Annotated in this window: 27 protein-coding genes and 2 pseudogenes; 15 read left to right on the forward strand and 14 right to left on the reverse strand. The window is 69.1% G+C overall.

Annotated elements, in window-relative coordinates; all coding sequences use genetic code 11:
• Positions 1-86: 86 nt before the first annotated feature.
• The 6 genes from IE277_RS36095 to IE277_RS48995 all read right to left on the reverse strand — a co-directional run bounded on the left by IE277_RS36095 (position 87) and on the right by IE277_RS48995 (position 5318).
• Complete coding sequence (locus IE277_RS36095; protein ID WP_189957976.1) at positions 87-521, reverse strand: GFA family protein; 435 nt, start codon at positions 519-521, stop codon at positions 87-89.
• On the reverse strand, positions 521-1384 hold the full coding sequence (locus IE277_RS36100) for a DUF3865 domain-containing protein (protein WP_189957977.1): 864 nt from the start codon (positions 1382-1384) through the stop codon (positions 521-523). Before IE277_RS36100 ends, IE277_RS36095 begins: the two co-directional genes overlap by 1 nt.
• A complete protein-coding gene (locus IE277_RS36105) occupies positions 1381-2667 on the reverse strand; it encodes a hypothetical protein (RefSeq protein ID WP_189957978.1) in 1287 nt (428 codons plus the stop codon). Before IE277_RS36105 ends, IE277_RS36100 begins: the two co-directional genes overlap by 4 nt.
• Positions 2668-2740: 73 nt before the next feature.
• Entirely contained in the window at positions 2741-3874 is a 1134-nt protein-coding gene (locus IE277_RS36110) for an inosamine-phosphate amidinotransferase 1 (RefSeq protein ID WP_189957979.1), read from the reverse strand.
• Positions 3875-3983: 109 nt separating this feature from the next.
• A complete protein-coding gene (locus tag IE277_RS36115) occupies positions 3984-5063 on the reverse strand; it encodes a fatty acid desaturase family protein (protein ID WP_189957980.1) in 1080 nt (359 codons plus the stop codon).
• A gap of 120 nt (positions 5064-5183) precedes the next feature.
• Positions 5184-5318 (reverse strand): hypothetical protein, encoded by a 135-nt coding sequence (locus tag IE277_RS48995; RefSeq protein WP_268252692.1) that lies wholly within the window; start codon positions 5316-5318, stop codon positions 5184-5186.
• Positions 5319-5754: 436 nt separating this feature from the next.
• Here IE277_RS48995 and IE277_RS36120 point away from each other — a divergent pair, with 436 nt between their 5' ends.
• From IE277_RS36120 to IE277_RS36150, 7 genes are all read left to right on the forward strand, one after another.
• The gene (locus tag IE277_RS36120; protein ID WP_229882221.1) at positions 5755-6648 is read left to right on the forward strand and encodes an amino acid--tRNA ligase-related protein; all 894 of its coding nucleotides are present in this window, start codon (positions 5755-5757) and stop codon (positions 6646-6648) included.
• Between the two features lie 26 nt (positions 6649-6674).
• The gene (locus IE277_RS36125) at positions 6675-7517 is read left to right on the forward strand and encodes a TauD/TfdA dioxygenase family protein (protein ID WP_189957981.1); all 843 of its coding nucleotides are present in this window, start codon (positions 6675-6677) and stop codon (positions 7515-7517) included.
• 82 nt (positions 7518-7599) lie between these two features.
• Positions 7600-8829, forward strand: a complete 1230-nt coding sequence (locus tag IE277_RS36130) for a YhaZ family DNA alkylation repair protein (protein ID WP_229882222.1) — start codon at positions 7600-7602, stop codon at positions 8827-8829.
• Positions 8830-8950: 121 nt separating this feature from the next.
• Positions 8951-9859 carry an endonuclease/exonuclease/phosphatase family protein gene (locus tag IE277_RS36135; RefSeq protein ID WP_189957982.1) on the forward strand — a complete coding sequence of 303 codons (909 nt, stop codon included), beginning with the start codon at positions 8951-8953 and terminating at the stop codon, positions 9857-9859.
• Positions 9860-10043: 184 nt separating this feature from the next.
• The gene (locus IE277_RS47950; RefSeq protein WP_229882223.1) at positions 10044-10463 is read left to right on the forward strand and encodes a hypothetical protein; all 420 of its coding nucleotides are present in this window, start codon (positions 10044-10046) and stop codon (positions 10461-10463) included.
• 40 nt (positions 10464-10503) lie between these two features.
• Entirely contained in the window at positions 10504-11262 is a 759-nt protein-coding gene (locus IE277_RS36145; protein ID WP_189958015.1) for a PIG-L deacetylase family protein, read from the forward strand.
• Between the two features lie 67 nt (positions 11263-11329).
• Positions 11330-12259 carry a carbon-nitrogen hydrolase family protein gene (locus tag IE277_RS36150; RefSeq protein ID WP_189957983.1) on the forward strand — a complete coding sequence of 310 codons (930 nt, stop codon included), beginning with the start codon at positions 11330-11332 and terminating at the stop codon, positions 12257-12259.
• A 189-nt stretch (positions 12260-12448) separates the two neighbouring features.
• On the opposite strand, the gene IE277_RS36155 is transcribed toward IE277_RS36150, so the two are convergent.
• Positions 12449-13291, reverse strand: a complete 843-nt coding sequence (locus IE277_RS36155) for an SDR family oxidoreductase (RefSeq protein ID WP_189957984.1) — start codon at positions 13289-13291, stop codon at positions 12449-12451.
• 860 nt (positions 13292-14151) lie between these two features.
• Between IE277_RS36155 and IE277_RS36160 the strand changes: the two genes are divergently transcribed.
• Positions 14152-14334, forward strand: coding sequence for a LamG-like jellyroll fold domain-containing protein (locus IE277_RS36160; protein WP_189957985.1), 183 nt, complete (start codon positions 14152-14154; stop codon positions 14332-14334).
• Positions 14335-14627: 293 nt separating this feature from the next.
• On the opposite strand, the gene IE277_RS36165 is transcribed toward IE277_RS36160, so the two are convergent.
• Positions 14628-14870 carry a DUF3761 domain-containing protein gene (locus tag IE277_RS36165; RefSeq protein ID WP_229882224.1) on the reverse strand — a complete coding sequence of 81 codons (243 nt, stop codon included), beginning with the start codon at positions 14868-14870 and terminating at the stop codon, positions 14628-14630.
• A gap of 489 nt (positions 14871-15359) precedes the next feature.
• Here IE277_RS36165 and IE277_RS36170 point away from each other — a divergent pair.
• A pseudogene (locus IE277_RS36170) lies at positions 15360-16400 on the forward strand (IS256 family transposase); the annotation flags it as partial.
• 19 nt (positions 16401-16419) lie between these two features.
• Here the strand turns inward: IE277_RS36170 and IE277_RS36175 are convergent.
• Entirely contained in the window at positions 16420-17637 is a 1218-nt protein-coding gene (locus IE277_RS36175; protein ID WP_373310966.1) for an IS110 family RNA-guided transposase, read from the reverse strand.
• Between the two features lie 257 nt (positions 17638-17894).
• Between IE277_RS36175 and IE277_RS36180 the strand changes: the two are divergent.
• Positions 17895-18119: pseudogene (locus IE277_RS36180) on the forward strand (IS256 family transposase); the annotation flags it as partial.
• Here the strand turns inward: IE277_RS36180 and IE277_RS36185 are convergent.
• The 3 genes from IE277_RS36185 to IE277_RS36195 form a co-directional block, all read right to left on the reverse strand.
• Positions 18116-18886, reverse strand: a complete 771-nt coding sequence (locus IE277_RS36185; protein WP_189957987.1) for an MBL fold metallo-hydrolase — start codon at positions 18884-18886, stop codon at positions 18116-18118. The pseudogene IE277_RS36180 and the gene IE277_RS36185 overlap by 4 nt on opposite strands.
• 178 nt (positions 18887-19064) lie before the next feature.
• Positions 19065-19742 (reverse strand): hypothetical protein, encoded by a 678-nt coding sequence (locus tag IE277_RS36190; RefSeq protein ID WP_189957988.1) that lies wholly within the window; start codon positions 19740-19742, stop codon positions 19065-19067.
• A 313-nt stretch (positions 19743-20055) separates the two neighbouring features.
• Positions 20056-20499 (reverse strand): nucleoside deaminase, encoded by a 444-nt coding sequence (locus IE277_RS36195; RefSeq protein ID WP_189957989.1) that lies wholly within the window; start codon positions 20497-20499, stop codon positions 20056-20058.
• 676 nt (positions 20500-21175) lie between these two features.
• Here IE277_RS36195 and IE277_RS36200 point away from each other — a divergent pair.
• Complete coding sequence (locus tag IE277_RS36200) at positions 21176-21865, forward strand: HNH endonuclease family protein (protein WP_189957990.1); 690 nt, start codon at positions 21176-21178, stop codon at positions 21863-21865.
• The gene (locus tag IE277_RS36205) at positions 21862-22152 is read left to right on the forward strand and encodes a hypothetical protein (RefSeq protein ID WP_189957991.1); all 291 of its coding nucleotides are present in this window, start codon (positions 21862-21864) and stop codon (positions 22150-22152) included. The genes IE277_RS36200 and IE277_RS36205 overlap by 4 nt, the downstream gene beginning before the upstream one ends.
• A 140-nt stretch (positions 22153-22292) precedes the next feature.
• On the opposite strand, the gene IE277_RS36210 is transcribed toward IE277_RS36205, so the two are convergent.
• Positions 22293-22925, reverse strand: coding sequence for an HNH endonuclease family protein (locus IE277_RS36210; protein ID WP_189957992.1), 633 nt, complete (start codon positions 22923-22925; stop codon positions 22293-22295).
• A 425-nt stretch (positions 22926-23350) separates the two neighbouring features.
• Here IE277_RS36210 and IE277_RS36215 point away from each other — a divergent pair, with 425 nt between their 5' ends.
• Complete coding sequence (locus IE277_RS36215; protein WP_189957993.1) at positions 23351-23851, forward strand: AAA family ATPase; 501 nt, start codon at positions 23351-23353, stop codon at positions 23849-23851.
• A 355-nt stretch (positions 23852-24206) separates the two neighbouring features.
• The gene (locus tag IE277_RS36220; RefSeq protein WP_189957994.1) at positions 24207-24620 is read left to right on the forward strand and encodes a hypothetical protein; all 414 of its coding nucleotides are present in this window, start codon (positions 24207-24209) and stop codon (positions 24618-24620) included.
• 59 nt (positions 24621-24679) lie between these two features.
• On the opposite strand, the gene IE277_RS36225 is transcribed toward IE277_RS36220, so the two are convergent.
• On the reverse strand, positions 24680-25870 hold the full coding sequence (locus tag IE277_RS36225) for an IS110 family RNA-guided transposase (RefSeq protein ID WP_189957995.1): 1191 nt from the start codon (positions 25868-25870) through the stop codon (positions 24680-24682).
• Positions 25871-26282: 412 nt separating this feature from the next.
• On the opposite strand from IE277_RS36225, the gene IE277_RS36230 reads away from it, so the two are divergent.
• Positions 26283-26954 carry a hypothetical protein gene (locus IE277_RS36230; protein ID WP_189957996.1) on the forward strand — a complete coding sequence of 224 codons (672 nt, stop codon included), beginning with the start codon at positions 26283-26285 and terminating at the stop codon, positions 26952-26954.
• The last annotated feature ends 39 nt before the right edge of the window (positions 26955-26993 follow it).

The raw sequence follows: 26993 nt of genomic DNA on the forward strand, positions 1-26993 counted from the left end.
GGTGGAGGCGGCCCCAGCACAGCCCGGCGACAGGGTCCTGCGGGGGCGCACGCTGTCAGGTGCGCCTGCCCCCGCAGGGGCCGGGGTCAGCCAGCCGCCGCGTGCCGGTTGTCGTACTGGGCGAGCCAGGGGGCGGCCTCGGCGAGCCGATTCAGGTTGGTGGGTACCAGGGCCAGGTCGGTGGCGCAGTGGTCGAGGGCGGTGGCGAGGATGCCGATGACCATGCCGTCACCGTAGTCGCGGGCGGCGATGTGGCTGCCGCAGGCGCCGCAGAAGCCGCGAGCGGTCTTGCCGGGGTGGGTGTCGAACCAGGTCGGCTCGGCACCGGTCCACTTCAGCCCTGCCATCGCGAAGCCGAGCCACCACTGGAACGGCGCGCCGGAGCGCTTCGAGCAGTCCTTGCAGGCGCAGATGTGCGGGTCGTCCACCGGGCCGGTGACGGTGAAGCGGATCTTCCCGCACAGGCAGCCGCCGGAGCGGACCTCGGGGCCGGAGCCGGTGGCGGCGACAGTCTCGGACACTAGTTCAATTCCCTTGCGCGATAGGCTAGTTGGGTCCACCAGTGTGCCATCGCGTTGAAGATCTGAAGGAAGCCCTCAGAGGCCTGCGGCAGGTCGAGGTGGAAGAGCTCACTCTGACGAATGAACCGGGCCAGGCCCTCGATGTGCGCCTCTTCCACGCTCATGCCGCCGACCTGCGCGGCCTCGTGGCCTTCGTCGAGGTGGAGCCGGTAGTAGTAGTCCAGGTTCTTCAGCTCCGCGCCACTGGCCTGGATGGTCAGCTCGCCGTAACGGTCGGTGATCTCCCTCAGGATCTCCGTCTCAGCGACGGCGACGCCCTCGGTGGCGTAGTAGCCGCCGGCGATGAGTCCTGTCATGTGGGAGTTCACGAGGACCTGGTGCTGGAGGACCAGCTTGGCGGTCTCGTCGGCGGGGACGTGGCCGTTGACGAGCAGGCCGAGGTCGGCGAGCAGCGCGCGGGTGTAGAGGATGTAGTGGGCGGGGACCTTGCCGGGCTCGCCGCCCTCCTCCAGGAAGTTGCGGTCGAACTCGTGCCCGAGGGCGGGGCAGGAGCCGTAGACCTGCTGGGCGGCGAGGCGCAGGAACTGGGCATTGTGTCGGGCGAAGACGGCGAGCTCGGCGATGTACATGCGGGCCTGGGCCACGGTGAGAGCGCCGGGGTCGACCAGGGCGCGGATCTGCCGGTATACCGTGTCGATCATGGGCTTCAGGTGCTTGTCGACGAGGTCGTCACCGCTGTTGCGGGTGCCCTGGAGGGTGGCGTGGATGTAGCTGCGGGTCTCCGGGTTCGCTCGCAGATACGCCTCGACGAGGCTGGTGCCGCTGAGGCTGTCGAGCGTGGGGGCGGGTGCGGTGGTGGTCACTCGGTCTCCTCGGGCGCAGTGGTGACGGTCAGGCCGCCGGTGGCGCCGAGCGTGCGGATCGCGGCGATCACCTTCGGGTCGTCGGGAAGGGTGGTCGGGCCGTCGTTTAGGCGCTCGACCAGGCCGGGGGTGAGGACGGCGGGGTCGGCCGCCGTCTCGCAGCTGCGGAGGAACGCCTGCTTGCCGGTGACCATCAGCCGGTAGGGGGCGCGGACCGCGACGCTCGTGCCGGGCGCGAGGTCGGTGACCGCGAACGCGGCGGCAGCCTCGTCGCGGGCGAGGTCGTGGTCGGCCTGCTGCCAGCCGCCGTTGCTGAGGACGGTGTACCAGCGCTGGTGGGCGTGCTGCTGTGCGGCGCCCGGCGCCTGCTGGGCGGCGGTGGTGAACGCGGCGGCGGTCACCGTGCTCAGGCGGCCGGCGAGCTCGCCGGGGCCGGCGGTCAGCGGCTGCATCGGGGACGGCCTGCCGGCGTCGGTGTCCGGCTCGCTGGCCAGCAGGGCACCGAGCAGGTCCGGTGCGATCCAGGCCCGGGCGATCGCGGCGTCGGGGAGGGTGTAGAGGCAGATGGCGACGGAGACGGAGAACTCGCTCTGCCGGCCGACGTGGAAGACCCGCTCGGGCAGGAACAGCGCGTCGCCGGGCTCCAGGGCGAAGTGCTCGCCGTGCTCCAGGAGCCACGTGTAGTCGCCGTACAGCGGGTCGCTGCCTCCGGTGAGCTTGCGGTACTCCTCGGCCGGCCAGCAGTAGAAGTCCTTGGTGCCGGGCCCGTAGTGGGTGAGGAACGCGTTCTCGTAGCCCTCGTGGCAGCCAAAGGCGGTCCCGCTGTAGTTGCCGACGAAGGCGACCAGCTCGGCGCCGCCGGCCGGGAGGCCCCAGCCGTCGATCAGCGCGCCGACGAACTCGCCCAGGCCCGCGGCCAGCGGCTCGCTGACGCTCTCCAGTGTGTTGAGGACCAGGCTGAACCGCTCGGCGCCGACCTGCTCCTGCATCCACGCAGGAAAGCCGCCGCCCTCGTGCCAGCCGTCGGCGGCCAGCACCTTGTCCACCAGGTCGGGGCGGTGCTCCTCGCCCACGTACACCCTGGCGTTCGCGGTGATCTCCACCCCGGTGGCGTGGGCACGGCGGATCGCGGCGAAGCCGTCCAGGACGGCGGCCGTGTTCGCCGCCGAGGCGGGGACGACGCCCTTGAACAGGTACGGGCGCCTCATGCCGGCGGTCTTCTCGGGCAGGATGTCGGTCCAGAACGCGCGGGGCGGAGGCCACGCTCCGGTGCTGCTGCTCATGGCCGGGTACTCCTTGGGGTTCGGGCCGCGCAGGTGGCGGCCGGACGGGCTTGTTGGGGTGCGGGCCTGGCGTTCAGGTCGCGAGGTAGTCCTCGAGACCGCCGTCGCGGACGGTGTCGAGGGTGAAACAGTGGTGCCCGCCGCCGAACAGGCGCCGGTGCCGGTGCCGGACAGGGACGACGGTGAAGCCTCGCTGCTCCAGCAGCTCGATCAGCTCCGGGTAGAGCGAGTTGACGACCACCGTGTTCTCGTCGATCGACAGGACGTTGATATCGATGTACCGGGACGCGGTGGGGATCACGAACCCGAGCGCGTCGTAGTCCTGCTCGGCCACAGCGCTCGGCGGCGGGTAGATCGCCTCCCAGCCGCGCATTGCCTCCGGCAGGAACTGCAGGTACTGCGGGGATCGCAGCAGCATCAGGCCCGGGCGCAGCGGCACGACGATGGAGTCGACGTGGTTGTCGGCGATCCCCGGCAGCCGGTGCAGGCGCAGGTCAGGGAAGTTGCGGGCCAGCCACCGGTAGGCCAGCTGGTGGTTGCGGTTGGCGACGTTGCACAGCACGTCGCGGCCCAAGCGGATGCACTGCGCGCCGTCGAAGACCATCTCCAGGCCCAGGCCGTCGATCGGCAGGGCGGCCTCGTCGGCCATCGCCGCAGTGACGTCGATGCCCTGTCGGTCGAAGTAGGCGGTGTCGAGGGAGCCGGCGGCGAGAGCGGGGCGCGGCATGGACAGCCAGTTCGCGCCCTGCTCGAAGTAGCGGGTGAAGTGGGGCTTGAGGTGGTCGTTCTCGAAGATCCGGCCGCGGATGTGTGGGGCGGTCTCCACGATCGTCTCCCCGAGGATGATCGCGTTGTCGCGGACGTTCAGCGGTGGTGTCGCTCCGCTGCTCCACCAGGGGGAGGACACCTCGGCGTCCTTGCCCGGAGATGCGGGGCGCAGCACGCGCACCCCGCAGCCGGCCAAGGCGTCGGCGAAGCCGGCGACGTCCTCGTTCAGCTCGTCGACGATCTGCTGCGGGATCGGCATCTGCCGCTGTCCGTCGGCCAGGTGGGGGGCGACGTTCTCGAAGTAGAACAGCCGCCAGGTCGGGTCGGCGTCGTGCGCGGTGTAGTGGTCGGCGCGGCCGACGACGACCTCGCGCAACCGGGTGAAGTCGTCGAAGCTGTGCACGCTTGCGGTGGGCAGGTCGAGCTGGGGATGGGTCATGGTTGGCCGCCTCCTCGGCGGCGGGTGCCGGCACGGCCCGGACGGGCAAGGGGGTGCCGCCCGGGCGGCACTGGGGCGGTCCGGGCGTGGACAGGATGAAGGGGATCGGTCAGACGGCCGCGTGTTCGGCGGCCACGGCCGCGGGGGGTGCGGGCTTGGAGACGAGGCGGGCGATGACGTCCTCGATCACGCACGGCACCTCGGGGGTGGAACGGCGGCGGAAGAAATAGCCGGAGCACCACGGCACCTCGTCCCAGCGCTCCAGGCACTCGGAGAGGAGGGCGGTGGCCTCGGGCAGGCGCCGCCAGGGGATCTTGGGGCACCAGTGGTGCACCGGGTGGAACATGTCGTCGAGGTGGCCGCCGAGCAGGTGCCGGGTGAGCCAGTGCGAGGACCAGCCGCGGGTCTGCAGCAACACGTCGTCGCGGTTCTCGATCAGCCCGGCGTGGTTGCCGAGGTCGGTGATCCAGGTGACCGCTGGCCGCACGAACACCAGCGGGACCAGCCAGTACAGCAGCAGGTCGCGGAGGACGCCGAAGGACCAGCACGTGACGGCGACGCCCGCCCACAGCACCGCGCGGGCGGCTGGCGCCCACCGGCTCTCCCTCGGGCCGCGGGTCAGCAGCACCCGCAGCGCCGACGTCGGCAGCCGCCACAGCGCGGCCCTGACAAGCACCCGCAGCACAAACCCGGTCCGGCTCATCGGCACCCGAACGGTGTGAAGGCGCCCGGCCTGGTACGACTGGAACATCGGATCGGCTCCGGTGCCCAGCTGCGCGTGGTGCACCCCGTGGGTGACCCGGTAGGGCCGAAGCCCCTCGCCGAGCATGCCGGTCAGCAGGTACCCCACCAGGCGGTTGCCGCGCGCGGTGGCCAGCAGTTTCGCGTGGACGCACTCGTGCGCCAGGTTCGACAGGTGCCGCTGGCGCACCCCGATGTACAGCACCGCGAGCAGCGGCCCGACGAGGTGCCCGGCCAGCGCGCCGACGAGCGCCGCCACGACGATCGCGCCGACATCGCACGCGACGTCCCGCAGGCCGACACTCGGAGCGCCGCACAAGCCCTCCAGCTTGCCGATCAGCTCCGGCCCCAGCGCCTGCCGGACCGGACCGGACGCGCCGGTCGAGTGCCGGGTGCGCCTCGGTGTCTTCTCGCGCCGGCGTACCGACCACCGGCTGGGCCTGCCCATCTGCTCTCCTCCGGACATCACTGGACTGGAACCGGACATTGGCCTTTCGTGAGCTGCTGCCGGTGGGCGGGGCGCCCCGCTCACCGGCAGCAGCACGTCAGCCGATGAGGACGATCGGGGTCAGGCGGTGGCGCCGGGGCGCATGCCGAGCTTGACGCCCGGGCGCATGCCGAGCTTGACGGCGACCGCGCCGGGGCGCATGCCGAGCTTGACGCCCTCGCCCGGGCGCATTCCGAGCTTCAGCTTCTGGTCCATGTGTTCTCCTCTCGGCCGCGGGCATGCTGCGGCCGCGCGTGGTGAATCGGATGGTCGAGCCAGAGATGAGCGCGGCTCGAAGGAGCCGGCCAGGCGCTGCGCCGAGGGCGCTGGTGAAGCTGTCGCGCCGAGTGGCCGTGCCATCACGTTAGGGCCGTGCCAAGGGCAGCAGCAACGGGTTGTGACGTTGCGCCAGGTGCGCCGGGGCGTTGCGCATCCGTTGCGTCCATACTGCCTCTGGCCTGGGGAAACGCTCATGCGGGCCGCTGGAATGCCGCCACTCGCCGAGCGCCAGCCCGCTCGGCCGGTGCGCGCGGCCTTCTGCGCTGCGTCGGCGTGCGGCTACCTTGAGGCGCTCCGAGGAGGGCGCGCCGCCCAAGCCGTACTCCGGTTCGCAAACTTCCTTTTTCCTTGCCTGAGTTGAGAGGAGGCACGCATGTCCGCGCTGTCCGGTCCCATCCGTGCCAAAGCCCACGTGCTGCACGGCCTGCGGACCCTGCTGCACGTGGAGGGCTTCACTGAGCTCGTCACCCCCGTCGCCCGCCGCTCCGACCTCGGGCCCGGCCGCCGCGCACCCGCCGGCCTCCACGAAGGCCGGTACCTGCGCGCGATGATCGGCCCGGCGCTGCGCGTCAACGTGAGCACCGACCTCCCACGGGTGTACGAGATCGGCCCGTGCTTTCGACCCGAGCCCCCGGACGCCCTCCACGCTGGCGAATTCACGATGCTCGACTTGTACGCGGCGCACCTCGGCTTCGAGGACCTGATCGACCTCGCCTGGCGCCTGGTCGGGCCGCACCTGCCCTCCTACGCCCCCGAGCGGCTCTCGATCGCCGACCACGTCCACGACGAGTTCGGCATCGACCTGCGCACCGAGTCCATCGGCGGCCTGCACTCGCGCATGGCCGTCCGGATCGGCTCCGACGCGGGCGAGCCGTTCCGCGACGTCCTCGGCCGCTACATCGCCCTCGAACTCGAGGCTGGCACCGTGGGCCGCGCGGTGTTCCTGACCGACTACCCGACCGGCGGCGACGAGCCATGCGCCCGCCTGGCCGCCGGCACCACCGCCGTCCTGGAACGGTTCGAGCTGATCGTCGACGGCATCGAACTCGTCCACGGATACACCGACGAAACGGACCGGAATGCCTTCACCGAACGCGCGAAGGCCGTCGGTCTCTACGACGACGAGCAGCAGCTCGCCCAGGAAGCCGTCGAGGCCGGGGCCGTACCTGCTGACACCGCGGGCCTCGGCATCGGCATCGAGCGGCTGTGCGCCGCCTCCGCCGGGCTGCGCGACATCACGCCATTCCTCCAGTCCCCCCAGTTCTGACGCACGGCTCCCACCCCGGAGGCACGATGGACCTTGCGATCATCCCGCTGCCCGGCGGATTCGGCGCCCGCGTCGAGACCGACCTCGCCCGCACGACCGGCTCCGCCGCAGCACGCGTTCTCACCGATGCCCTGCACCACCACCGCGTGCTGGTCCTGCCCGGCCAGCACCTCAACCACACCGACCTGGTCGCCGCCGCCTCCCTGTTCGGCGCCGTCGACACCGCCACCGACCGCCGCTACACGGTCCCCGGCTTCCCCGGCCTCACCATCGTCTCCAACATCCACCAGGACGGCACACCGATCGGCATCTACGACGGCGACCAGGAGGAGGAGTGGCACGCCGACAACTCCTTCAAGCCTCGGCTGACCGCCGCCACCCTGCTGTACTCGGTCATCACCCCAGGCGCGGGCGGCGAGACCCGCTTCGCCGACGCCACCCGCGCCTACGCCGGCCTTCCTCCGGCGATGCGCCAGCGGACCGCGGAGATGCGCGCGGTGCACTCCGCCGAGCATCTGGGCACCTTACAGAGCCAGGCCAGCGGCGGGCAGTCGTCGGTGGCGGCCGGAAGTCTCGCCGGCCACCCGGAGGTCGAGCACCCGCTCGTCCTGACGCACCCTGTCACCGGCGCCCGTTCGCTGCTGCTCGGTTCCATGGTGATCCGCGGCATCACCGGCCTGTCCCAACAGGACAGCCGTGGCATGCTCGACGAACTGCTGCGGCACACGACCAGCGAGCGATACGTCTACAGCCACTGCTGGAGACAGGGCGACCTGGTCGTATGGGACAACCTCGCCACACTCCACACCGCCTCCCCGTGCGACAGCTCCCGCAACCGCCGGCTGCTGTACCGCGCCGTCGTCCGATAGCCGAAGACCTCGCGTCACACCGCCGGATGACCTGCGGTCGGAACGCGAAGGCCGCCCCCGTAACCGCCCTTAGGTTTTGCCCATGACCGTAAAGGTTCCTCTGAAAGAGTCCGCACTCAACGCCGAGCGCATCGCTCGTATCGGCCGCGAAGTCCACAGTGTTTGCCCCGAGTTCGATGCCGACGGCTTCGCCCGGTCGGTCATGGCCGACCTTCCCGGGCTGGAGCTGAAGGACCGGATCACCCGCACCAGCGAGGGCCTGCACGCCTACCTTCCGGTCACCGGCCCGGAGGCGCTCGAGGTCCTGCTGCGCTCGCTGCCGCCGACTCCCGAAGCGGCCGGCGTGACCACCGACTTCGGCCTGCACATCTACTCGCCCCACTCCGACTACGTCTCCCGCTACCTGCGCACAGCCGAGCACCTGGACCAGGCCCTGGCCGCTCTCGCGCGCCTGACCCGGTACTTCTCGGCCGAGGTCGCAGCGAGGCACTTTCTGGCCAGCTTCCCCGACGAGACGATGAAGGCCGTCCAGACGTGGTCTCGCGACGAGGACCATCGGGTCCGCCGACTGGCGAGCGAAGCAACCCGTCCCCGCCTGCCCTGGGCCCCACGAATCGCCCTGCCCACCGGTGCGGCGCTGCCCGTCCTTGACCAGCTCTACACCGACACCAGTTCCTATGTGCGCACCTCGGTCGCCAACCATCTCCATGACCTCTCCACGGACCAGCCCGAACTGGTGCTCGCCACCCTTCAGCGGTGGAAGGAGTCGGGCCGCGCCACCGGCCAGCACATGACGTTCATCGCCCGGGAGGCTCTGCGTAGCAGGCTGAAGAAGGGCTGGCCGGAGGCCTACGCGTTCCTTGGGTACGCGCACGATGCGCCGGTTGAGCTGACGCCCCTGACCATGGAGCGCAACCAGCTGTCCGACGGCGACACCCTCAGCTTCTCCGCCGCTCTCACGAGCACCGCCCCGGGGCCGGTGCACGTGATGTTCGTGATCTCCACAACGACGCAAACCGGAAGGCCGCGCGAGAAGGCGTACTTCCTTCATCGCGGCACAACCGAGCCGGGCCGGGAACTGCACCTCGCCAAGAATCACGTGCTGCGCTCCACCGCTACGTGGAAGGTGTCTCCGGGCCCTACTCCATTGCCCTCCAGGTCAACGGTCGCCGCTTCCCTCCCGTCACCTTCACGGTCCTCAACGCCTGATTCCCACTCCGGCCGCTTCCTGATCTCAAACCCCTGCCGCAGGACCGTCGCCGACATCCGCCGTGGGGTCGGTCAGCCCTGTCCGCTATCCCCACCTGACTGATCGGCCCGCTGCCGCTGTCGGGACGAGCCGCAGGTCATATCGCACGACCGGCTGATCAGCCGGCAGCGAGGACTCATCGGTCACCGCACGACTCACGACAACAAACGGGAGAAGCACGCACATGGCCAGTACCAGCAGCCCGATCGACCTCACCATCGTCGCTTGGAACCTGCTACTCGGAGGCGTCGACAAGAAGACCGAGGAGCGCCGGCTCCAGCAGTTGGAGTTTCTCGCATCCATCCAAGACCTCGACGTGTTCTGGGCGATGGAGGCCACCGGCTGGCACGAGGACAACGACCGCCGCTTCCGGGAACTCGCCGACGCCACGGGCCTGACCGCCCTCCCCTACGTGACCTCCCACGTCGGAGACGGGCGTAACCACAGCTGCTTGTACTTCCGCGCCGACAAGCTCCACCTGATCCCACCGGCTACCGAACTCGCGCGGGGCGCCTTCCACCACGGCGTTACCCGAGCGGTCTTCGACGTCGACGGCATCCGCCTGCTCCTGCTCGGTGCGCACCTGGCGTACGCCGACGGCGAGACACGGCTGAGAGAGGCCCACCATCTCGCCGACTACGGGCAGCAGTTCGGCGACTGGCCCGAGGACGCCGTGCTGCTCATGGATGCCAATGGACCTGACGACAATGATCCCGAGCCGGAGGATCCAGAAGGCTGGGCGCAGATACCGCGGAACCTTTGGCACCGTTATCGGGAAATTCTCCCGGACGGCTCGTTCGGGAGCTGGGACCGGCGGGCTCGCAGGCTGCTGCTGAACTCCGGCTGGCGCGATCCCCAGGCCAGCATCCCGATTCAGCGGGAGCCCACCGTTGGTTACTGGTACGACAACGAGCCAGTACCTCTCCGCCTCGACCAAGCGCTCGTTACCGGTCAACGCATCGAAGTGGTCGACTACCGCACGCTCAATCCCGAGGTTCCGGACCTGACCAGGCTCTCCGACCATCTGCCGACCCAGCTCGGCGTCCGCCTGCACCGTCGTCCGATCAGCCCAGTGGCCAAGGGCGCAGCGTGAACCGAATGCCTGGCGGCTACCCCGCTGCAGACGGGGCCAACGGAAGCCCGACGTTCATCGCCATCACCGGCACGACCATCGGCATGAGAGCCGAGACCCCGCTGATCAGGCCCTGCACCTGCCGGCCGCCTTCGAGACCCTCACCTCTCCCCCTATCCGCTCGACCGAAAGGACCCTGTCCGACATGACCAGCCCCACTCTGCGTGCCGTCGTGGTCGGCGAAAGCCTCAAGGCAGGTTCACTCCCTACGGCCTCCGCCGGCATGGAGGACCGCCGCTACCGGAGCCGGCTGGGCGACCAGACTGAGATCGAGATCATCGAGCTGACCGTGCCGGTGGAGCAGGCTGCGGCATTGGCGCTGGAGCTGTCCGCCGTGCTGAAGCCGCGGTTCTTCTACGCGCACCTGTGCGTGCGCGTCTGGGACCGCGACGTGCGCGAGAGCGGATATCCGCCGATGACCGTCTACCCGGCGGCAACGCCCGACGACCAGCTGCCGCCCGGCGACGTGCTCGACAAGCCCAGCGCACGGCTTGTCCTCCAGTGGCCGGAACGGACCCCCGCCGGCGCACTGAGCCTCTCGACCGCAGGGGGACAGCGTGCCTGACTCCGACGAGTTGATCCCCGAGACGGCGGCGTCCTCCACGATGCCGTCCCTGCTCGGCGTGTTCGCCCACCCCGACGACGAGAGCCTCCTCGCCGGCGGTGTCCTCGCCCAGCACGCCGCCGCGCACGCGCGCACCGCCGTCGTCACCATGACGTGGGCGCCCGACAGCCCGCGGGCTCCCGAACTCGCCGACGCCTTGCGGGCGCTCGGCGCGGGCGCCCCTCGCATGCTCGGATACGGCGATGCCCGCAACCCGCAGGCGGCTCCCGGCCGTCCCCGGCTCGTCGACGCACCGCTCGACGAGGTGGTCGCCGCCCTGGTCCAGCAGATCCGCTCGTTCCGCCCCGACATCGTGGTCACACACGACGCCCTGGGCCAGCTGACCGGTCACCCGGACCACCGCCGCACCCACCAGGCCGCTCTCCTCGCCGCTCAGGATGCGGGCCTCCCGCACCTTCACCCTGAAGCAGGTGAGCCCTGGCAACCTCGCGTCGTGTACTGCGCCACGCACCCCGAGTCCGGTGTCGGCGAACTCGGGCCGCTTCTGGAGGCCGTCGGCAAAGCCGTGCTCGCGGTGCCGGACGCGTACGCCACCACCACGGTCGACGTCACCCCCTGGGTCGACGTGAAGTGGGCGGCGATCCTCGCGCACCGCGGCGAAGTCGCACGCGAGCGGCCCCTGCCCGGCATCCTCGCCCGCCTTCCCGAAGCCGACCGCAACCGGATCATCCAGATCGAGCACTTCACCCGCCTCACCCCCGGCCCCGCAAAGGGCGACCCAGTCCAGCTGACCCACTGACACCTCGGCCCCGTGCCGACCGCCCTTTCACCGCGCCCACGAGCAAGCACCTACCCATCGGAGAGCGATGACTACGACTTCTGCCCCCGACGAACGCCTCAGTGTGGCCAGGACATTGCGGCTGGCGGTCGCGCAGAGCACGGTGCCGGAGGATCCCACTGATCGAGGAGCACTGCGGGCGGCCGGGCAAGAGATCCGGGCCCTGATGGTCGAGGCCGCCGAGGCTGGTGCGCGGTTGGTGCAGTTCCCCGAGGGGGCGATCACCTACCCGAGCAAGCACGTAATGGCGGCGGGCCCGGCCGGCGAGCTGGTGCCGGCTGATTGGAGCCGTGCCGCGTGGGATGTGATGCGCGAGGAAGCGGAGTCGATCACCGCGCTGGCGGGAAAGCTCCGCTTGTGGACGGTGTTCGGATCGATCCACCCGCTCACACCGCCGAACCGACCGCACAACAGCCTCTACGTCGTCTCCGACCACGGCCAGCTGGTCGCACGGTACGACAAGAGGTTCCTGTCACACACCGAGGTGTCCTACTTGTACTCCCCAGGACACCAGCCGCTCGTCATCGAGGTGGACGGCATTCGGTTCGGCTTCGCGCTGTGCATCGAGGCCAACTTCCCGGAGGTGTTCGCCGAGTACGAGCGCTTGGACGTCGACTGCGTCCTGCTGTCGGTGATGGTCGACGACGCGCCCCGTGCCCGTGTCGCCCAGGCGTACGGGACGCTCTACAACTACTGGCTCGGCTACTCCATCCCGGCCCAGTTCAGCGCTACGGTGCCGTCCGGGGTCGTGGCGCCCGGCGGAAGGTGGCTGGCGCGCTGTCCCGCGAACGGACAACCTGCCCTCGCGATCGCGGACATCGACCTCGACTCGCAGGACGAAGACATCGACATGGCCGTTCGCTGCGCCCGCCCGTGGCGGCGCACTGCTCGATCTGGACTCTACGAGGAGCGGACCCCCGTCGGGGATCCGCGCAGCGATGCACGCACAGCGTTCTGAGACCGCCCTACGGCCAGATTCCCTCGGCATTCCCACGGCTCCTCACCCACCCGTCACCGAACTCGCCGGCCCTGCTGGTTCCGAGTCAGTAGTCAGGGCGAGGGTCTGAGGGGTGTCGTCGGTGGTGGCGGCAAGCAGGTCGTGTTGCCCGCCAGGGCGGGCGGTGAGGGCTGGCCTCGCGCCGTCGGTTCATCGGTCGCGGTTTTGCTGCCGGAGGAACTCCCGGGCTCCGCGGAGGCGGGTCGCCAGGTATTCCTGGGTGACGCGGCTGTCGAGGCGGACGCGGAGTCCGCCAGGGAGGCCGCTGTCGGCGCGACGGCCGGTCGGCAACAGCGATGCGTCGAGGCCGTCCCGCTGCGCAATGAGGGTGCCGAGTTCGTGGCGAGTGACGGCGTCCGGGCCGGCGAGGTGAAAGACGCCAGCCGCATCGGACAAGGTGAGCTCCCACAGTGCGGCGGCCAGATCACCGACATGGACTGGGCAACGGACATCGTCACTGAACAGGGCCCCGTCCCGCGTGCCGGCGACCAGGGCGTGCACCATGCGTTCGTGCTCGGACCGGCGACCATCGCCGATGATCAGCGAGGTCCGAGCGACGACGGCGCCGACGTCCAGGAGCCGCACGGCGGTCTCGGCCGCCGCCTTTGCCGCCCCGTACGGCGTTACCGGGTCGGGTAGACACGTCTCGTCGTACAGGTCGTGGCGGCGGCCGGAGAAAACGGCGTCACTCGAGACGTGGACCAGGCGGATGCCCCGTTGAGCCGCGGCTTGGGCCAGTCGCATCCCGCCCTCGGCCGTGACTGCCCACTCGGATCCGCCACTGCTCGCGTTGACGACCGCCGTTGGGCTGACCGCGTCCAGGACTCCCCGCAGACTCGCAGGATTGCGCAGGTCAAGGCGGTGCCACGTCAATCCGGCGATCTCGCCGGGGTGTGAGTGGAAGGTGGCGGCCGTCTCCAGGCCCGCTGCACGTCCCTGGCGGGCCAGCTCAGCGCCCAGGAACCCGCTGCCGCCCACGATCAGTACCGTCATGCCTTCCACGCTAGGACAGCAAGGTCCGTGCTGAAGCCGAACCGTCTGAAGCGCAGCGTTGGAGACACGCCCAGCCGGTCGGTGCGGAATCCCTGTGGGCATCGTCTGCGCAGTCCGGCGCGGGGCCGCACGTGCAGTCCTGGTGGCGGGGTCATCCGCACACCGCCTCGAGGGATCCGTCGTCCGGCCAGGTCGGGCGGTACGGGTCGTCGATGATCCACCCCCGCCATGCGGTGTCGCGGAGCTCGCCCGTGCTCTCGTCGACCACGCCCTCGGGCACCAGCCGCAGCCGCGGCCGGGCGGACCGGCGACGCTCGACGGCGTGTTGCGTCCGTGCGGTGAGCCGCTCCCGGTACCGGCGCCGCTGGTCTCCGTGCCGTTTGCGGCGCCGTTCCCCCAGGCCGGCGGTGCCGCGGGCGAGGGCGACGTCACGCGGCGGCGCACCGTGGTGCGGTGCAGGCCTGTCGCCGCGGCCAGGTGCACGACGTCGGCGCCGTCGAGCAGGTCGAGGGCGGCGAGGATCCGCGCCCCAGAGGTGCCGTGGGCGCAGTGGCGACAGGCGTCGGTACTCATCACGGCGCCCAGCGCGCGGGTGCTCATGACAGTCAGGAGCACCGCCTCGTGACACAGACAGACAAGGTCGACCCGGTACTGCGGCATGAACCTGCCGACGATCCGATGGGGACTATGGCTTTCCGTAATCTGACGGACCGAGCGTGGGAGTCGTACAGCATCGCGCTGCACTACCACACGTCCCTGGGGCTGTCTGACGGATCCTGTCACTCTCTAACCGGACACTCCCTAGTGGGCAGCGTGGGCCGTCATCAGGTCATGTGGCCTGGACGGCTTGGCCGCGTCGGATGGACAGCACCAGTGCCTCCTTCACCGCCGCCTACGGTGCCAAGGCTCAGGCAGGCAAGTGGACCCACCTCGTCGGCGTCTACGACGCTGACGCCGGCCAGCTCCTGCTCTACGTCAACGGCCGTCTGTCCGCCACCAAGGCCTACACCGGGACCGCCTGGAACGCCGCGGGACCCGTCTAGTTCGGCCGTCGGACCCTCTCCGACGACGAGGGCCGAACCTACACCTTCCATCACGTGTGGCTGAGCGGCTGGGCCATGGTCCGGATCCACACCGGATACGGCCGCGACACCAGCGCCGACCTGCATCAGGGCCGACGCCGCGAGGTGCGGGATGACCACGGTGACACCGCGACCCTGCGCAACGCCTGCGGCCGCTTCGTCGACGCAGGTGACGCCGGTGCACGGGCTGGTGTGAATGCGTGCAGGGTGTCTGCTCCGCAGGCCGCGGGGGAGACACCCTGCGTCATGGCGGTCTACTTGAACCAGTAGCGGACGCCGTGGTGGTGGGAGCAGGTGCCCTGTGAGTGCGACGAGTACGACACGCTCGCGTCGTAGCACTTCGCGGTCTCGTACTTGTCCCTGGGCTTTTGACGGTGCGTCCAGCCGCACACACCAGTGGTGTGGCGGATGCAGTGGTGAGCGGTGTTGGTCGACGGCAGGGTCGCCGCGGACGCGGCCGGTGCACTGAAGAAGACACCGGCCACGGCGACAGCCACCGCTGAGACAGCAAGACGAGCGCGCAAAGGAACCCCCCTTTGAGTTCGAGCAAGTGCAGGGGGACTCTATATGGATTTCAACCGCTTACGTGCGGTTTCGAGATAGCGGACGCAGCGGAGGACCGCGGAGTCTGTCTGACGCCGACCAGGGCTATCACCACTCGGCTCCTCCGCGAGCAGGACAGCCCGATCGCTAGGCGTGGACCCGGAGGACTGGCGGACGCTCAGTTCGGTGAGTACGGCACGCTGCACGACGCCAGGCAACCACCTGATGTGACTGCGGTCTTCACCTGTGGTCGTGGCGCTTGCCCGCCTGGCAGCCGGCGGCGATGCGGCCGGCTTCGATGTCGGATTCGACGCGGCGGACGAGCAATGCTCGTGACCTGTGGATCGGCCTCGGGTTGGACGCGGAGGGCGTACCTTCCCGAGTGATCGACTTCTGGTCATCGAGCAGGCCGACGTTGCACCGTCGGTCGGGAAGGCACGCCCGTGCTGAGCGTAGTGAATGCCGATGGAACGACCGAGGCTGGCTCCCTGATCGACGACATCGTCCGCGAGGGCGCGAGGCGGATGCTGGCCGCCGCGCTGGAGGCCGAAGTCGACGCCTATATAGCCGAGTTGACCGACAAGCGTGATGAGCGCGGGCATCGTCTGGTGGTCCGAAACGGCTATCACCAGCCTCGGAAGGTCACGACCGCGGCCGGGTCGGTCGAGGTGAAAGCCCCGCGGGTGAACGACAAGCGCGTCGACGAGACGACGGGTGAGCGCAAGCGATTCTCCTCGGCGATCCTGCCGCCATGGTGCCGCAAGTCCCCGAAGATCAGTGAGGTGCTGCCGCTGCTCTACCTCCACGGCCTGTCGTCCGGCGATTTCGTAGCCGCACTGGAGCAGTTTCTGGGCAGCTCCGCCGGGCTCTCACCAGCGACCGTGACACGGCTGACGGCCCAGTGGCAGGCGGACCACACCGCGTTCGGCGAGCGTGATCTGTCGGGCAGCGACTACGTCTACGTGTGGGCTGACGGCATCCACCTGCGCATACGCTTGCGGGAGGCGAAGTCGTGCGTCCTGGTGCTGATGGGGGTGCGCGCGGACGGCACCAAAGAGCTGATCGCCATGGCCGACGGCTACCGCGAATCCGCCGACTCCTGGGCCGACTTGCTGCGGGACTGCGCACGCCGGGGCATGCGTGCTCCCGTCCTCGCGGTCGGCGACGGCGCCCTGGGCTTTTGGAAGTCCCTGGCCGAAGTGTTCCCCGAAGCCCGCCATCAGAGGTGCTGGGTTCACAAGACCGCCAACGTTGCAAACGCCCTGCCGAAATCTGCGCAGCCCGGCGCGAAGAAGGCCCTGCAGGAGATCTACAACGCCGAGGACCGCGACCACGCGCTCAATGCCATCACGGCGTTCGAGACGGCATACGGTGCGAAGTTCCCCAAGGCCGTCAAGAAGGTCACCGACGGCGTGGACGAGCTGCTGGCGTTCTACGGCTTCCCCGCCGAGCACTGGATTCACCTGCGGACCACGGATGAAATCGGCAAGCCCTGCGGCGGGTTTACGTGGAGTTCTTCGATGCAGTGGCGGGGCCGCGCGGCTGCCAGTGAGCCGTCATCACCGCGTAGGCGCGCTCCTGTTGCTCGACGATCTCTCGCTCATGGCGGCGCAGGGCCTTGTCGTTGTACTCGTAACCCAGGCCGCGGCGGGCGACGCGGCGCTCGGCGCCGGCCTGCAGTTGCAGCTTGCGCCGTTTGAAGGCCACCAGGCTGGGCCGGGCGAAGGCATAGTCCTCGCCCTTGGTGACCAAGTGCCAGCACAAGGTGGTCATTTTCCGGGCGGTGGCGACGATCGCGACCTGGATACCGCGCCGCGCCTTGATGCGCTGGTAGAACGCGCGCAGAGGCCCCGGGGAGCGGGATGCCACCCACGCTGCCTCCACCAGCATGCCCCTGACTTGGGACCGGCCGGTCTTGGTGATCCGGCCGGTGGCGGCCGGCAGCCCGCCGGACTGGCGCACGCGAGGATTGAGCCCGAAGTAAGCGACCAGCTTGTCGGCGGAGCGGAAGCGCGCGAAGTCGCCGACGGCCGCGGTGACGGACAGAGCGACGTTGACGTCGACACCGGGGATCGTCATCAGCCGGCGGATGTCGGGGTCGTCCAGGGCCTCGACGGCGACCCGTCGGTCCAGCTCGGCCAGTTCCGTGCCGTGGAAGTCCAGCTGCCGCAGCAGCGCATCGACCGCCTCGCGTTCGTCGTCCGGCAGCGGCAGGCGCTGCAGCCAGGCACGGCCACGAGTGCCGAAGGCGTCGCTGACCGGCGGCCTGGGCATCAGGTTACGGTGCAGGATCGACTGGACCTGGTTCTTGATCCGGGTGCGCTGGCGGACCACGTGCATACGCCGCGCGATCAGCCGCCGCCGGCGGCTCGTGCGCTCGTCGGGCAGCCACACCGGCGGCAGGAAGTCCGCAGCCAGGAGCTGGGCGAGGATCCGTGCATCGACCTTGTCGGTCTTGACCTTGGCCTCCGCGATCGCCCTGGTCTTGTGCGGGTTCGACACCACGACCCGCGCCACCTTGGGACGCAGCAACAGCGCAATCGCCTCGGAGTTGCCGGTGGCCTCCAGGGCCACCTCGTCGTCCTTTCGCAACGTCGCGGCCCAGGCCCGCAGTTCCTCAGGGCGGCAGCCGATCTGCCCGGCATCCCGAAGGAGGCCGTCCTCGACAATCGCTATCTGGGCGAAGTCGCGGTGGATGTCCATTCCGATTTTGCGGCCCATGGCCGCCTCCCTCTGATCCTTCCGTGCTGGGGACCAGCTGGGCGAAACGACACCTACGGATCCGCGCTCGCAGCGCATCCTGGCAGGTCGCAGGGGCGGCCAACTACTAACTCGGGCGCACAGCCCATCGTTCAACACCGGCCTGCCCATGCTGAATCCCCGGATGCCCCTGGCCCGGACGGTCGCACCGTACGGCGAGAACCACGTCCCGTCACTACCGGTACCAGAACGGGCCTCCACCGATGTTCATACCGGGTACGAACCCGATCGAGTCGACCTTCGCCACCGTCCGCCTGCGAACGAAGGTCACCCGGGGCGCCGGCAGCGCGGCCGCCGCACTGGCCATGGTCTTCAAGCTCGTCGAGTCCGCCCAGCAGCGGTGGCGGGCCGTGAACGCACCCCACCTCGTCGCCCTCGTCCGCGCTGGAGCCCGCTTCGAACGCGGCCGCCTTGTCGAACGGCCCAAGGCAGTGGCGGCCTAGCCAATCGAGAAGGTGGCACCGGGTGAGGCATAGTCGACGGGACCGTCGAACCGGGCCGAGGCGCGCACCACCGCCTGCTGCGGGGTGAGGAATCGGCCGACGTGGGTGACGATCAACCGGCCTGCCCGGGCCGCGCTGGCCGTGTCGCCGGTGTCTTCGGGCGTGTGGTGCACCTGTTCGCCCTCGGCCGGCGCCTGGGCGCTTTCGGCCTCACACAGAAGTACATCGCATCCCTCGGCCAACTCCGTGAGGTTCGCGCACGGTGCTGTGTCCCCGGAGTAGACCAGCGATCGGCCCTCGGCCTCGATACGCACGGCGAAGGCCGGAATGCCATGCGCCACTGCCCGGCTGGTCAACGTGAGCGCGCCGACACACGCCTGATGCCCGTCATCCAGCTCATGGACGGCGAAAGCGGACTCGACCGGGCTGCGCGTCGAGGTGTTGGTCAGGAAGTGGGCCAGCCGGTCAGCGATACCCGGCGGCCCGTACAGGGGGATGGGCGCGGCAAGCTGAATATCCGCGAAGAGCGCCGCGTAATAGGCAGTGAGCAGGTCCGCGCTGTGATCGGCATGCAGGTGCGAGATCCATATCGCGTCCACCTCTTCGAGCCGGACATGCCGCTGCAGCTGCGCCAGCGTCCCGCTGCCCGCATCCACCCAGACCCGAGTGCCGCCGCTGGACACCAGGTAGCCGGAGCACGGGTTGTCCACGGTCGCGTAGGGCGTGGCACACCCCAGGACGGTGAGGCGGAGAAGATCGCTACTCATCCGGGGAGTCTATAGAACGCTTGATCCACAGGTATTAACAATTTCTCGTGGTTGTGGGCACCCCGCGCATTTCACGAACGGCTGCTGCCCCACGGCTAGGAGCCGAGCCGCAGGGGACATGCGCGAACAGCAGAAGATCACCTGGCCGTGGGACCGACCGGCAGCGGCCCGGTGGCCGTCAGCTCAGACCGAGACTGCTCAGCGCGGTGGTCCAGTCACTGACGATGGCCTGCTGCGCCGCCTTCAAGGTGACCTTCCCGGAGCAGACCGCGGTGTGCAGCTTCGTCTCCACCGGGTCCTTGAGATTGTTCACGCCTGAACCCGGCTTGTGACCCGGGTCGGCCGGCTCCACCCACAAATTGCGGGCATCGTTCGGGTCACCGCCCAGCTGCAGCGAGATGAGGTGGTCGTACTCGGCGTCGCCGAGACTGCCCTTGTAGCCGTAGGAGGCGGCGTTCGCCTGCTTCTCCTTGCGGGTGATCGCCTCCGGCGGACGGATGTTCTTGGTGTAGCCGCCCTTGCGGCAGATCGTCGTCGACAGATTCGCCTGCGTCACCGCCGGAGAGATGGCACCGGGATTGCACTTCAGGTCCTCAAGAGGCTCACCCTTCTCCATGCGGTAGTGACAGCTGCCCGCGGGCGGCTGCTGCTGCACCGTGTAGGTCGACTGCGGCCCCGCACCCACCGGAATCGCCCCCACCGAACCCCCGGCCGGCGTCGTACCCGATGACCGGGAAGCAGACGCACCGTTCTTCCCACCCGCCCCTGCACCCGAATGCGTGCTGGAGGACGAACACCCCGCCACCACAAGACAGGACAACGCCACCAGCGGAACAACACGACGGGACAGACCCATGACAACCCCTCACAGACAGACAGCAGCTGAGCAGATGCTCCCCCACTCCCCTATCGCCCTACTCCCCGGGGCCCAGGGCGCACAGACGCGCGAACCCTCACCCGGTCAAGCCCTCCAACGACAAGCCCACGTGCCACCGCCCGTGCAGAGTCGTCAACAGCCCCCTACCCTCAAGGCCAGCCCTCGTGCCCGCTACCGGTGAACCCGGCAAAGGGACATTCTCCCGTCGCACTCCAGCGAATCGGCCTCCCAGCGAACCGAGTCGTTCGGGCTTCTGCCTCAACGGACCCGGAGCGACGGCCTCGGCAGCTCGTCACGGTGCATCACCGGTCTCTCCGATGAGCCGCCTGTAGAGGGGGTCGGTGAGGTCCGGCCGCACGTTACACGCCACCACGGGATGTCCGGTCAGCCGCGAGCGCTGGGCGATGGCGGTGAAGGAGACATCGATCTGAGAGATCCCGTAGGAGATGAGCTTGGCGACCGAGGTGCCGTAGGCGACGCCCCGCACCTTGGCCCACAGGAGCGCGCCCGCGCACATCGCGCACGGCTCGGCGGTGGTCACCACCACGTGCGAGGGGAGGTCCAGGCCGGCATCGGTGGCTTTGCGCAGCAGGTTGACCTCGGCGTGTGCCGTCGGGTCACCGGTATTGTCCGTGGTGTTGCAGGACCCGGCTACGACGGCCCCGCTGCCGGCATCGACCAGGACGGCCCCGAAGGGCCAGCGGGCCTGGCGGGCCCAGTCCACAGCGACAGGCATGGCGTGTTCCACCGCGTCCGTGAGATCGGCCGGCCAGTCCTCGCCCCGGTGCCCCTGTAGGGCGCTCGCGGGTGGAGCGAGCACGCCGAGCGCGGAGAGCGGTGCGGCTGCGACAGCTGTGCGCAAAAAGCGGCGGCGGGAAGAGTTCGAGGAGATCATTCCGCCTGTATAGCGGCCTGGTCGGCGGATGATCGGGCTTGTGCCTGGAATGGCTGAAGACCGCGCCCATCAGGGTGACTTGTATCGGGGACCAGCGCCCGGAACGCCAGGGGCCCTCGCAGTCTGCTCCCGGCGCCTGCCCTTGCCCCTGTGCCGATCAATCCCGTCCTTGCAGGTCAGCGAGGACCTCATGACCACGTTCGTTGTCCAGGGTGATGCCCGCTCAGCCAGGTCGGCTCGGAGTCGGGTGACCGGACTGTCACCGGCTCGTTGAACCGGACACTGCCATGTGCACACCGCGGGCTGGACCGCAACCGTCTTCCGGTCCAGCCCGCATGGCGCCGGCGCCGAAGACACGGTTCCCAGCAGGCACGCCACCACCGGCTTACGGGCAGGCATGGCAGCCGGGCAATGCGCAACCTCAGGTTCTACGGCCCGGATGGCTGGCCGGCCTGTGGCGTTCTCGTTCGGGTGACATCCCGCATGCGGGAGCGTTTCTCCTGGTCATGCCCTCCGCATGGTCAAGAATTCCTGGTGCCGCGCCGCCGTCACGATGGTTGCTGCCGCTACCGCTGTGCTGGTCCCGGCAGCAACCGGAGCCGCCGCACCCGCCGCTGCAAAGCCGTCCTCCGCAGCCCGACACCGGCTCCCGTTCACGCTGCCGGAGCCACCGTCCGTCGGCGTGGTCCGTGTCGAGCTGGCCGGGCTGAACGTGGAGGCGCCGCATTCGATGGCCGGCTACAGCCGGGCGAAGTTCCCGCACTGGATCAAGCAGTACGGGGAGTGCGACACCCGCGAGGTCGTCCTCGCCCGCGACGGCCAGGACGTCACACAGGACGAGATGTGCCGGGCGATCTCGGGGACATGGTTCAGCGAGTACGACGCCGCGGTCTTCCACAACTCCGGTCAGCTCGACATCGACCACGTCGTCCCCCTGGCCAACGCCTGGCGCTCCGGCGCCGACACATGGACCACCCCCGAGCGCAGGCAGTTCGCCAACGACCTCGTCCACTCGCAGCTGATCGCGGTCTCCGCCCGCAGCAACCGGCAGAAGGGCGACCAGAGCCCCGACCAGTGGGCACCACCCCGCCACGCCTACTGGTGCACCTACTCCCGCGCCTGGACGGACATCAAGCACCTCTACCACCTCAACGTCACCGAGGCGGAGAAGGCCAAGCTCACCGAGATGCTGGACACCTGCGAGTGAGCAACCCTCAGCGGCCCGCGGTGACCGACCAGGTCACCGCCGGCCCCGGCGGGGCCATGACCGTCGAGGTCGGGGTCATCACCGGTGACCTCATGGTGAGGACCGCCGACACCGGTCAGGGCACGGCCACCATCAGTGTCCAGTACGCCGGAGCCGATGAGTGGTACGAACTGCAAGGCAGCCCCGTACCCCTCCCGGCAGACAGCCTCGCCACCGTCCACAGAGCGGTCGTCGAGGCCATCCGCGCGGGAGGCGCGACCTGCGTTCCCAGTCCGGGACGGACGTAACCCGGCCCCTCACAGCTTCCTCGCCGCGGCCGCCCGCCGGACATACCCACGGGCGGCTCCGGGACGAAGCGTCCGTCGCAGTGAGGTGCGCGGGGGCTCAACCACCCAGCAGCGCCTCGCTGATCGTGCGGTGCACCGTGTCAGTTCTTGCAGCCGTCCAGCATCGAGGACAGCGCCGACTTCTCCTTGTCCGTGGTCGTCAGCTTCCACACCGACTTCACGTGCGTGTAGTCCTCGGCATACGTACACCAGAACGCATGGTTCGTAGGCTTCCACTCGGCCGGCCCACTGTCGCCCTTCGCCGAGTTCGACGACCCCGACGCGATCAGCAGCTGCGGGTCCTTCAGGTCGTTGCCGAAGGCCTTGCGCTGATCCGCGGTCCAGGTGTCGGCGCCGGAGCGCCAGGCCTCGGCGAGGGGCACCATGTGGTCGATGGTGGCCTTGGCGACGTCGGTGACCGTGGTGTCGTCGTAGACGGAGTACCAGGAACCAGAGGCCGGCTGGCAACGATCGGGCTTGTCCTGGACGTTCTTGCCGTCCCGGGCCAGGACGTCCTGACGGGTGGTGCAGCCGTCCGACTGGGTCGCCCAGATGTCGAACTTGTCACGGGCGTAACCGTCCATCGAATGCGGCGCGCCCACCTTCAGCGCGGACAGCTCCGCGCGGGCAGTCGCCGACGACGGCGGCGCCGGAGGATCAGCCAGAGCCGGAGCAGCACCGACGCCGATCAGGAGCAGGGCAGCGGTGGGCAAGCCGTAGAAAGCGCGGCGCATGAACTCTCCAAAGATTGTGGGGGGGTTGGAGATGCGTGTATGAGGAAACCGCAACGGCAGTACGGTGCGCTACGCGCGTCGACCAGATACGAACAACTCCCCCACGCCACCTTCACCCTCAGAGCACGCCCCCAGGTCGAGCCTGCTGATCCAAGGAGGTGGGAGTCCATGCAGTCCAATGCCGGGATGCCGCCACTGCCCCGGCGGTCGGTCGCGGGTCGTCCGGCGCACCAGCCGCCGACGCCGAACTACCCCGTTCGCAGAGCATCCGGCCATCGGTTCAGTCCGGGAAGCGCAGCCAGGGTGCAGGTCCGATCACGGTGCGCACCAAAGCGTTCGAGGACAGCCGGTTCCAATGCCTGCCCCCATCGGGGGCGGGCACCGTGATGCACTGCCCAGATACCGTCACTGCAGTGGAGGTGCCGATGAACGAGACCGTGCCGGACGAAGCGGCCGCCGCGCTGTGCGAGAACCTGGGGCACGTCCTGCAGGCGTGCGCGCTGATGTGCGTCATCGCTCCCGACAGCGTCCAGGGCGAGACCGTCGTCCAGGCCGCCCTGCAGCACGCTCAGGCCGAACCGGTCATCGTCACCGGGACCGCGCCCGGCACTCTTCCCGCCCTCCTCGCCTCGCTGCACGACCAACTCGCCCCGACAGCGACCCGCCCACGGCAAGCGGCACAACTGCAGGACACGATCGAGGCAGAACTCGTGCGACGCCCCCGGCCGGCGGTCGTCGTCCACGACGCCCACCTGCTGCGCAGCGACGCCCTCTACTACCTCTACCGGCTGTGGGACGCATTTCAGGAACACGAGCCACGCCTGCCCGTCATCCTCACCGGACCCGAAAAACTCCAGGCCGTCCTGGACCGGCCCCAGCTCGCCAGCCTGAAGAGCTGCGTCTACCTCTGGCACCGCCTCAACTGACAGCTGACGCACTCCAGGAGCACACGACATCGTCTCACTGGCAGATGTTGTGTCTCTTCGGTCCTCTGCTGCTGTCCGCTTCCGGCTCTTCGGCTCTTCGGCTCTTCGGCTGTCCGGCGGCCGGCGGCCGGCGGCCGACCAAGACTGTGCAGTGGCCCGCGCGCCAGCCTCGGTGTCGGTGAGGGGGAGAACCTGCGAAGTCCGGCAGGCCGCAACAGCGGCCGACTCCAGAGGTGGGAGGCGTGCCGGCCCGCCTTTCACTCGTCCGGGGACTTCCGCTTGCAGTCACCCCCACGGTCGTACTGGGGTGGCTACGGTGCGGCCTATGTCATCAGAGCTGTCCCCAGATCAGGTCATGCGTGTGGTTGCCGCACTGGAAGCCGCGTGGGCCGATGACAACGACGACCTGGCCGCTCTGGTGCGCAGCGGGCATGGCGAGCGACCGCTGGCGGAGCTGATCGCCCAGTACGGCGACACCCGGCTGCAGAACGTGGTGCTTGTCGTCACCGGCATTGCCGGCCTGGACGGGGCTGACCGGCAGGAGGCGCTCGCGGAGTTGAGGGAGGGCCTCATCGCGCACATGCTCACGGTGGCGCTGAACATGATGTCCGGGTGGGCTCTCAGCGCGGGCAAGGATGTCCAGGCAACCGGCGACCTCGCCCGGCGTGTCCTGCAGGCAATCCTGTCCTTCACCACGGACGGCGACGATCCACAGGAAGTACGGGCCTTGCTGGCCCACCTGCGGGCAGACGCCCTGGATCGCTCGTAAGCCGCCGCCCATGGTGAATCGAAGCTGGATCGTTTGTCATCGATTCCTAATGCCGTTTGTCAAGCAGCGAGGGCAGTCGGCGGCGTGAGCTCGTAGGCTCGTCCGTCACGCAAGACGGCCCAGAGGACGTTGCCGCGGCGGCGGGCGAGCGCGAGGACAGCCTGGGTGTGGCGCTTCCCCTCGGCTCGCTTGCGATCGTAAAACCGACGGGATTCCTCGCACTTGCGGATGCTGAACAGCGCGGAGGTGTAGAAGACACGCTGGAGTCGGCGGTTGTATCGCTGCGGGCGGTGTAGGTTCCCGCTGATCTTGCCGGAGTCGCGCGGGACCGGCGCGACGCCGCCGAATCCGGCGAGGCGGTCCGGAGTGCCGAAGACGCTCATGTCGCCGCCGGTGGCGGCCAGGAACTCGGCGCCGAGGATGATGCCCAGGCCGGGCATGCTGGTGATCACTTCGAAGGTGCTGTGATCACGAAACCGGGCCTCGATGGCCTTGTCGAGCTCGGCGACCTGCTGGTTGAGCGCCATCACCTCCCTGGCCAGCGTGTGGACCAGCTGCGCGGTCAGCTTCTCGCCGGGCAGGCTGGTGTGCTGTCGCTCGGCGGCCTGGACGGCGGCTTCGGCGAGCTGGTCGGCGCGAACGAGCTTCCGGTTGCGGAGCCAGGTCTCCAGGCGCTTGGCGCCGAGCCTGCGAATAGCGGCCGGCGTCTGGTAGCCGGTCAGGAGGGTGAGCGGGCCGGTGTTGGTGAGGTCTAGCGTGCGTTCCAGGCCGGGGAAGATGCCGGTGAGCTGGGCGCGGAGCCGGTTGACGGTGCGGGTTCGGTCGGCGACCAGGTCCATGCGGCGGCCGGTGAGGATCTTGAGGTCGATGACGGTCTCGTCGCCGGCACGTATGGGGTGGAGGTCCCGTCGGACTCGGACCTGGTCAGCGATGACCGCGGCGTCCTTGGCATCGGTCTTGCCTTCACCGCGGTAGCTCTCGGAAGCACGGTGGATGGCCCGGCCGGAGATGTAGTGCACCGGCTGGTCGTGGTTGAGCAGGATCGCGATGGCCAGGGCGGCTCCGCCGTCGGCCAGGTCTATGCCCCAGGTCGCCTCGTCGCCCAAGGCCAGGACGTCGGCGAGGAGTTCAAGCAGGTCCGGCTCGTCGTTGGCGACGCGTTGCGACAGCAGCCGGCGGCCGCTCTCGTCGATCGCGACGCAGTGGTGGTGGGTCTTTCCTGCGTCGATGCCGGCCCAGATCGCGGCCACGGTGTGCCTCCGTACGGTGTGCTGCAGGTTCCTCCCGACGGACGACCTCGCTGTCGATTCCCTACGGAGCGATCATTCGCAATTCCTAATTGGCAGCCGAGTCGTCGTGGGGTGCCGGGCGGCCAATCGATGGAAGCCACAAGCGGCAGAAGTTGGAAAGCCACACCCGACGCCCCTGGGTGGGCCAACCATACGAAGGGCTCGCCCTGTCCCGCAGAACAACGTAGGGAAGTTGGACCGGTCGGACGGTAGTGCGCCGTGACGCGATAGGTGTTACCTGTAACGGTTTCTGTCATCTGCCGTTGTCGATCTTCTGCAACTTTCGGGATGAATGTCACCTCGTCCGGGTCGCGAGGCCTGCCGCCCAGCGAACGCGCGATCTGCTGTCAGTGGCGTGCGCTTGGATAGCCGCATGACTGTTCACGACGTTGCCGAGGCTCTTCCTGATATCCCGACGCTGCGGGACCGGTGTCGGTCGATGGCCATGCTGGAGACTGTGCTGAACCCTGACGGTGACCGCTACTACTCATTCAGCCGGGCCTGGTCCGAGACGGAGAAGATCGCCTCCATGCGCAACGGCTCGGGGGACGAGTTCGACGTCATCTTCTCTCCGGCAGGCGCGTATGTCCGAGGCTTCGATCACGAGTCGGCGATGAGCCCATATGTCGACGACGCGCCCTGGCCAGGCGTAGTGGACTCGGTCCCCGAGGTGTTCCGCAGTTGCGTCGAAGAGCCGGCCTTCACAGACGACGGAATGCCCAGGGTGACGGCCTGCATGTGGCGTGAGGCGGGAAGCGAGCACTGGCAGGCAGGAGAGATTGACTTCCCTGAAGACAACACCGACCCTGACGGCTCGGGTTGGCTGTTCCACCTGCTGGTCGACCCATCGCCGGAGGCATTCCAGAAGTTCGCGGAGGACTACTACGAGATCCCGGTCGACATCCACGCGGTGCGCCACGTATACGCCCTTCGCCCACTGACCCAGGACGTGGTCACCGCTTTGAACGACAAGGCATCCCTGGCGGGCATTGCCGACGCAGCCGCCGCGATCGGCTATGCCATCACAACCGGCTCGGCTCCCTGACCTGAACCTGCCGGAGAGGCTCCGCGGGTGCAGAGCGCG

The organism is Streptomyces alanosinicus (assembly GCF_014650595.1).
Taxonomy (GTDB): Bacteria; Actinomycetota; Actinomycetes; order Streptomycetales; family Streptomycetaceae; genus Streptomyces; species Streptomyces alanosinicus.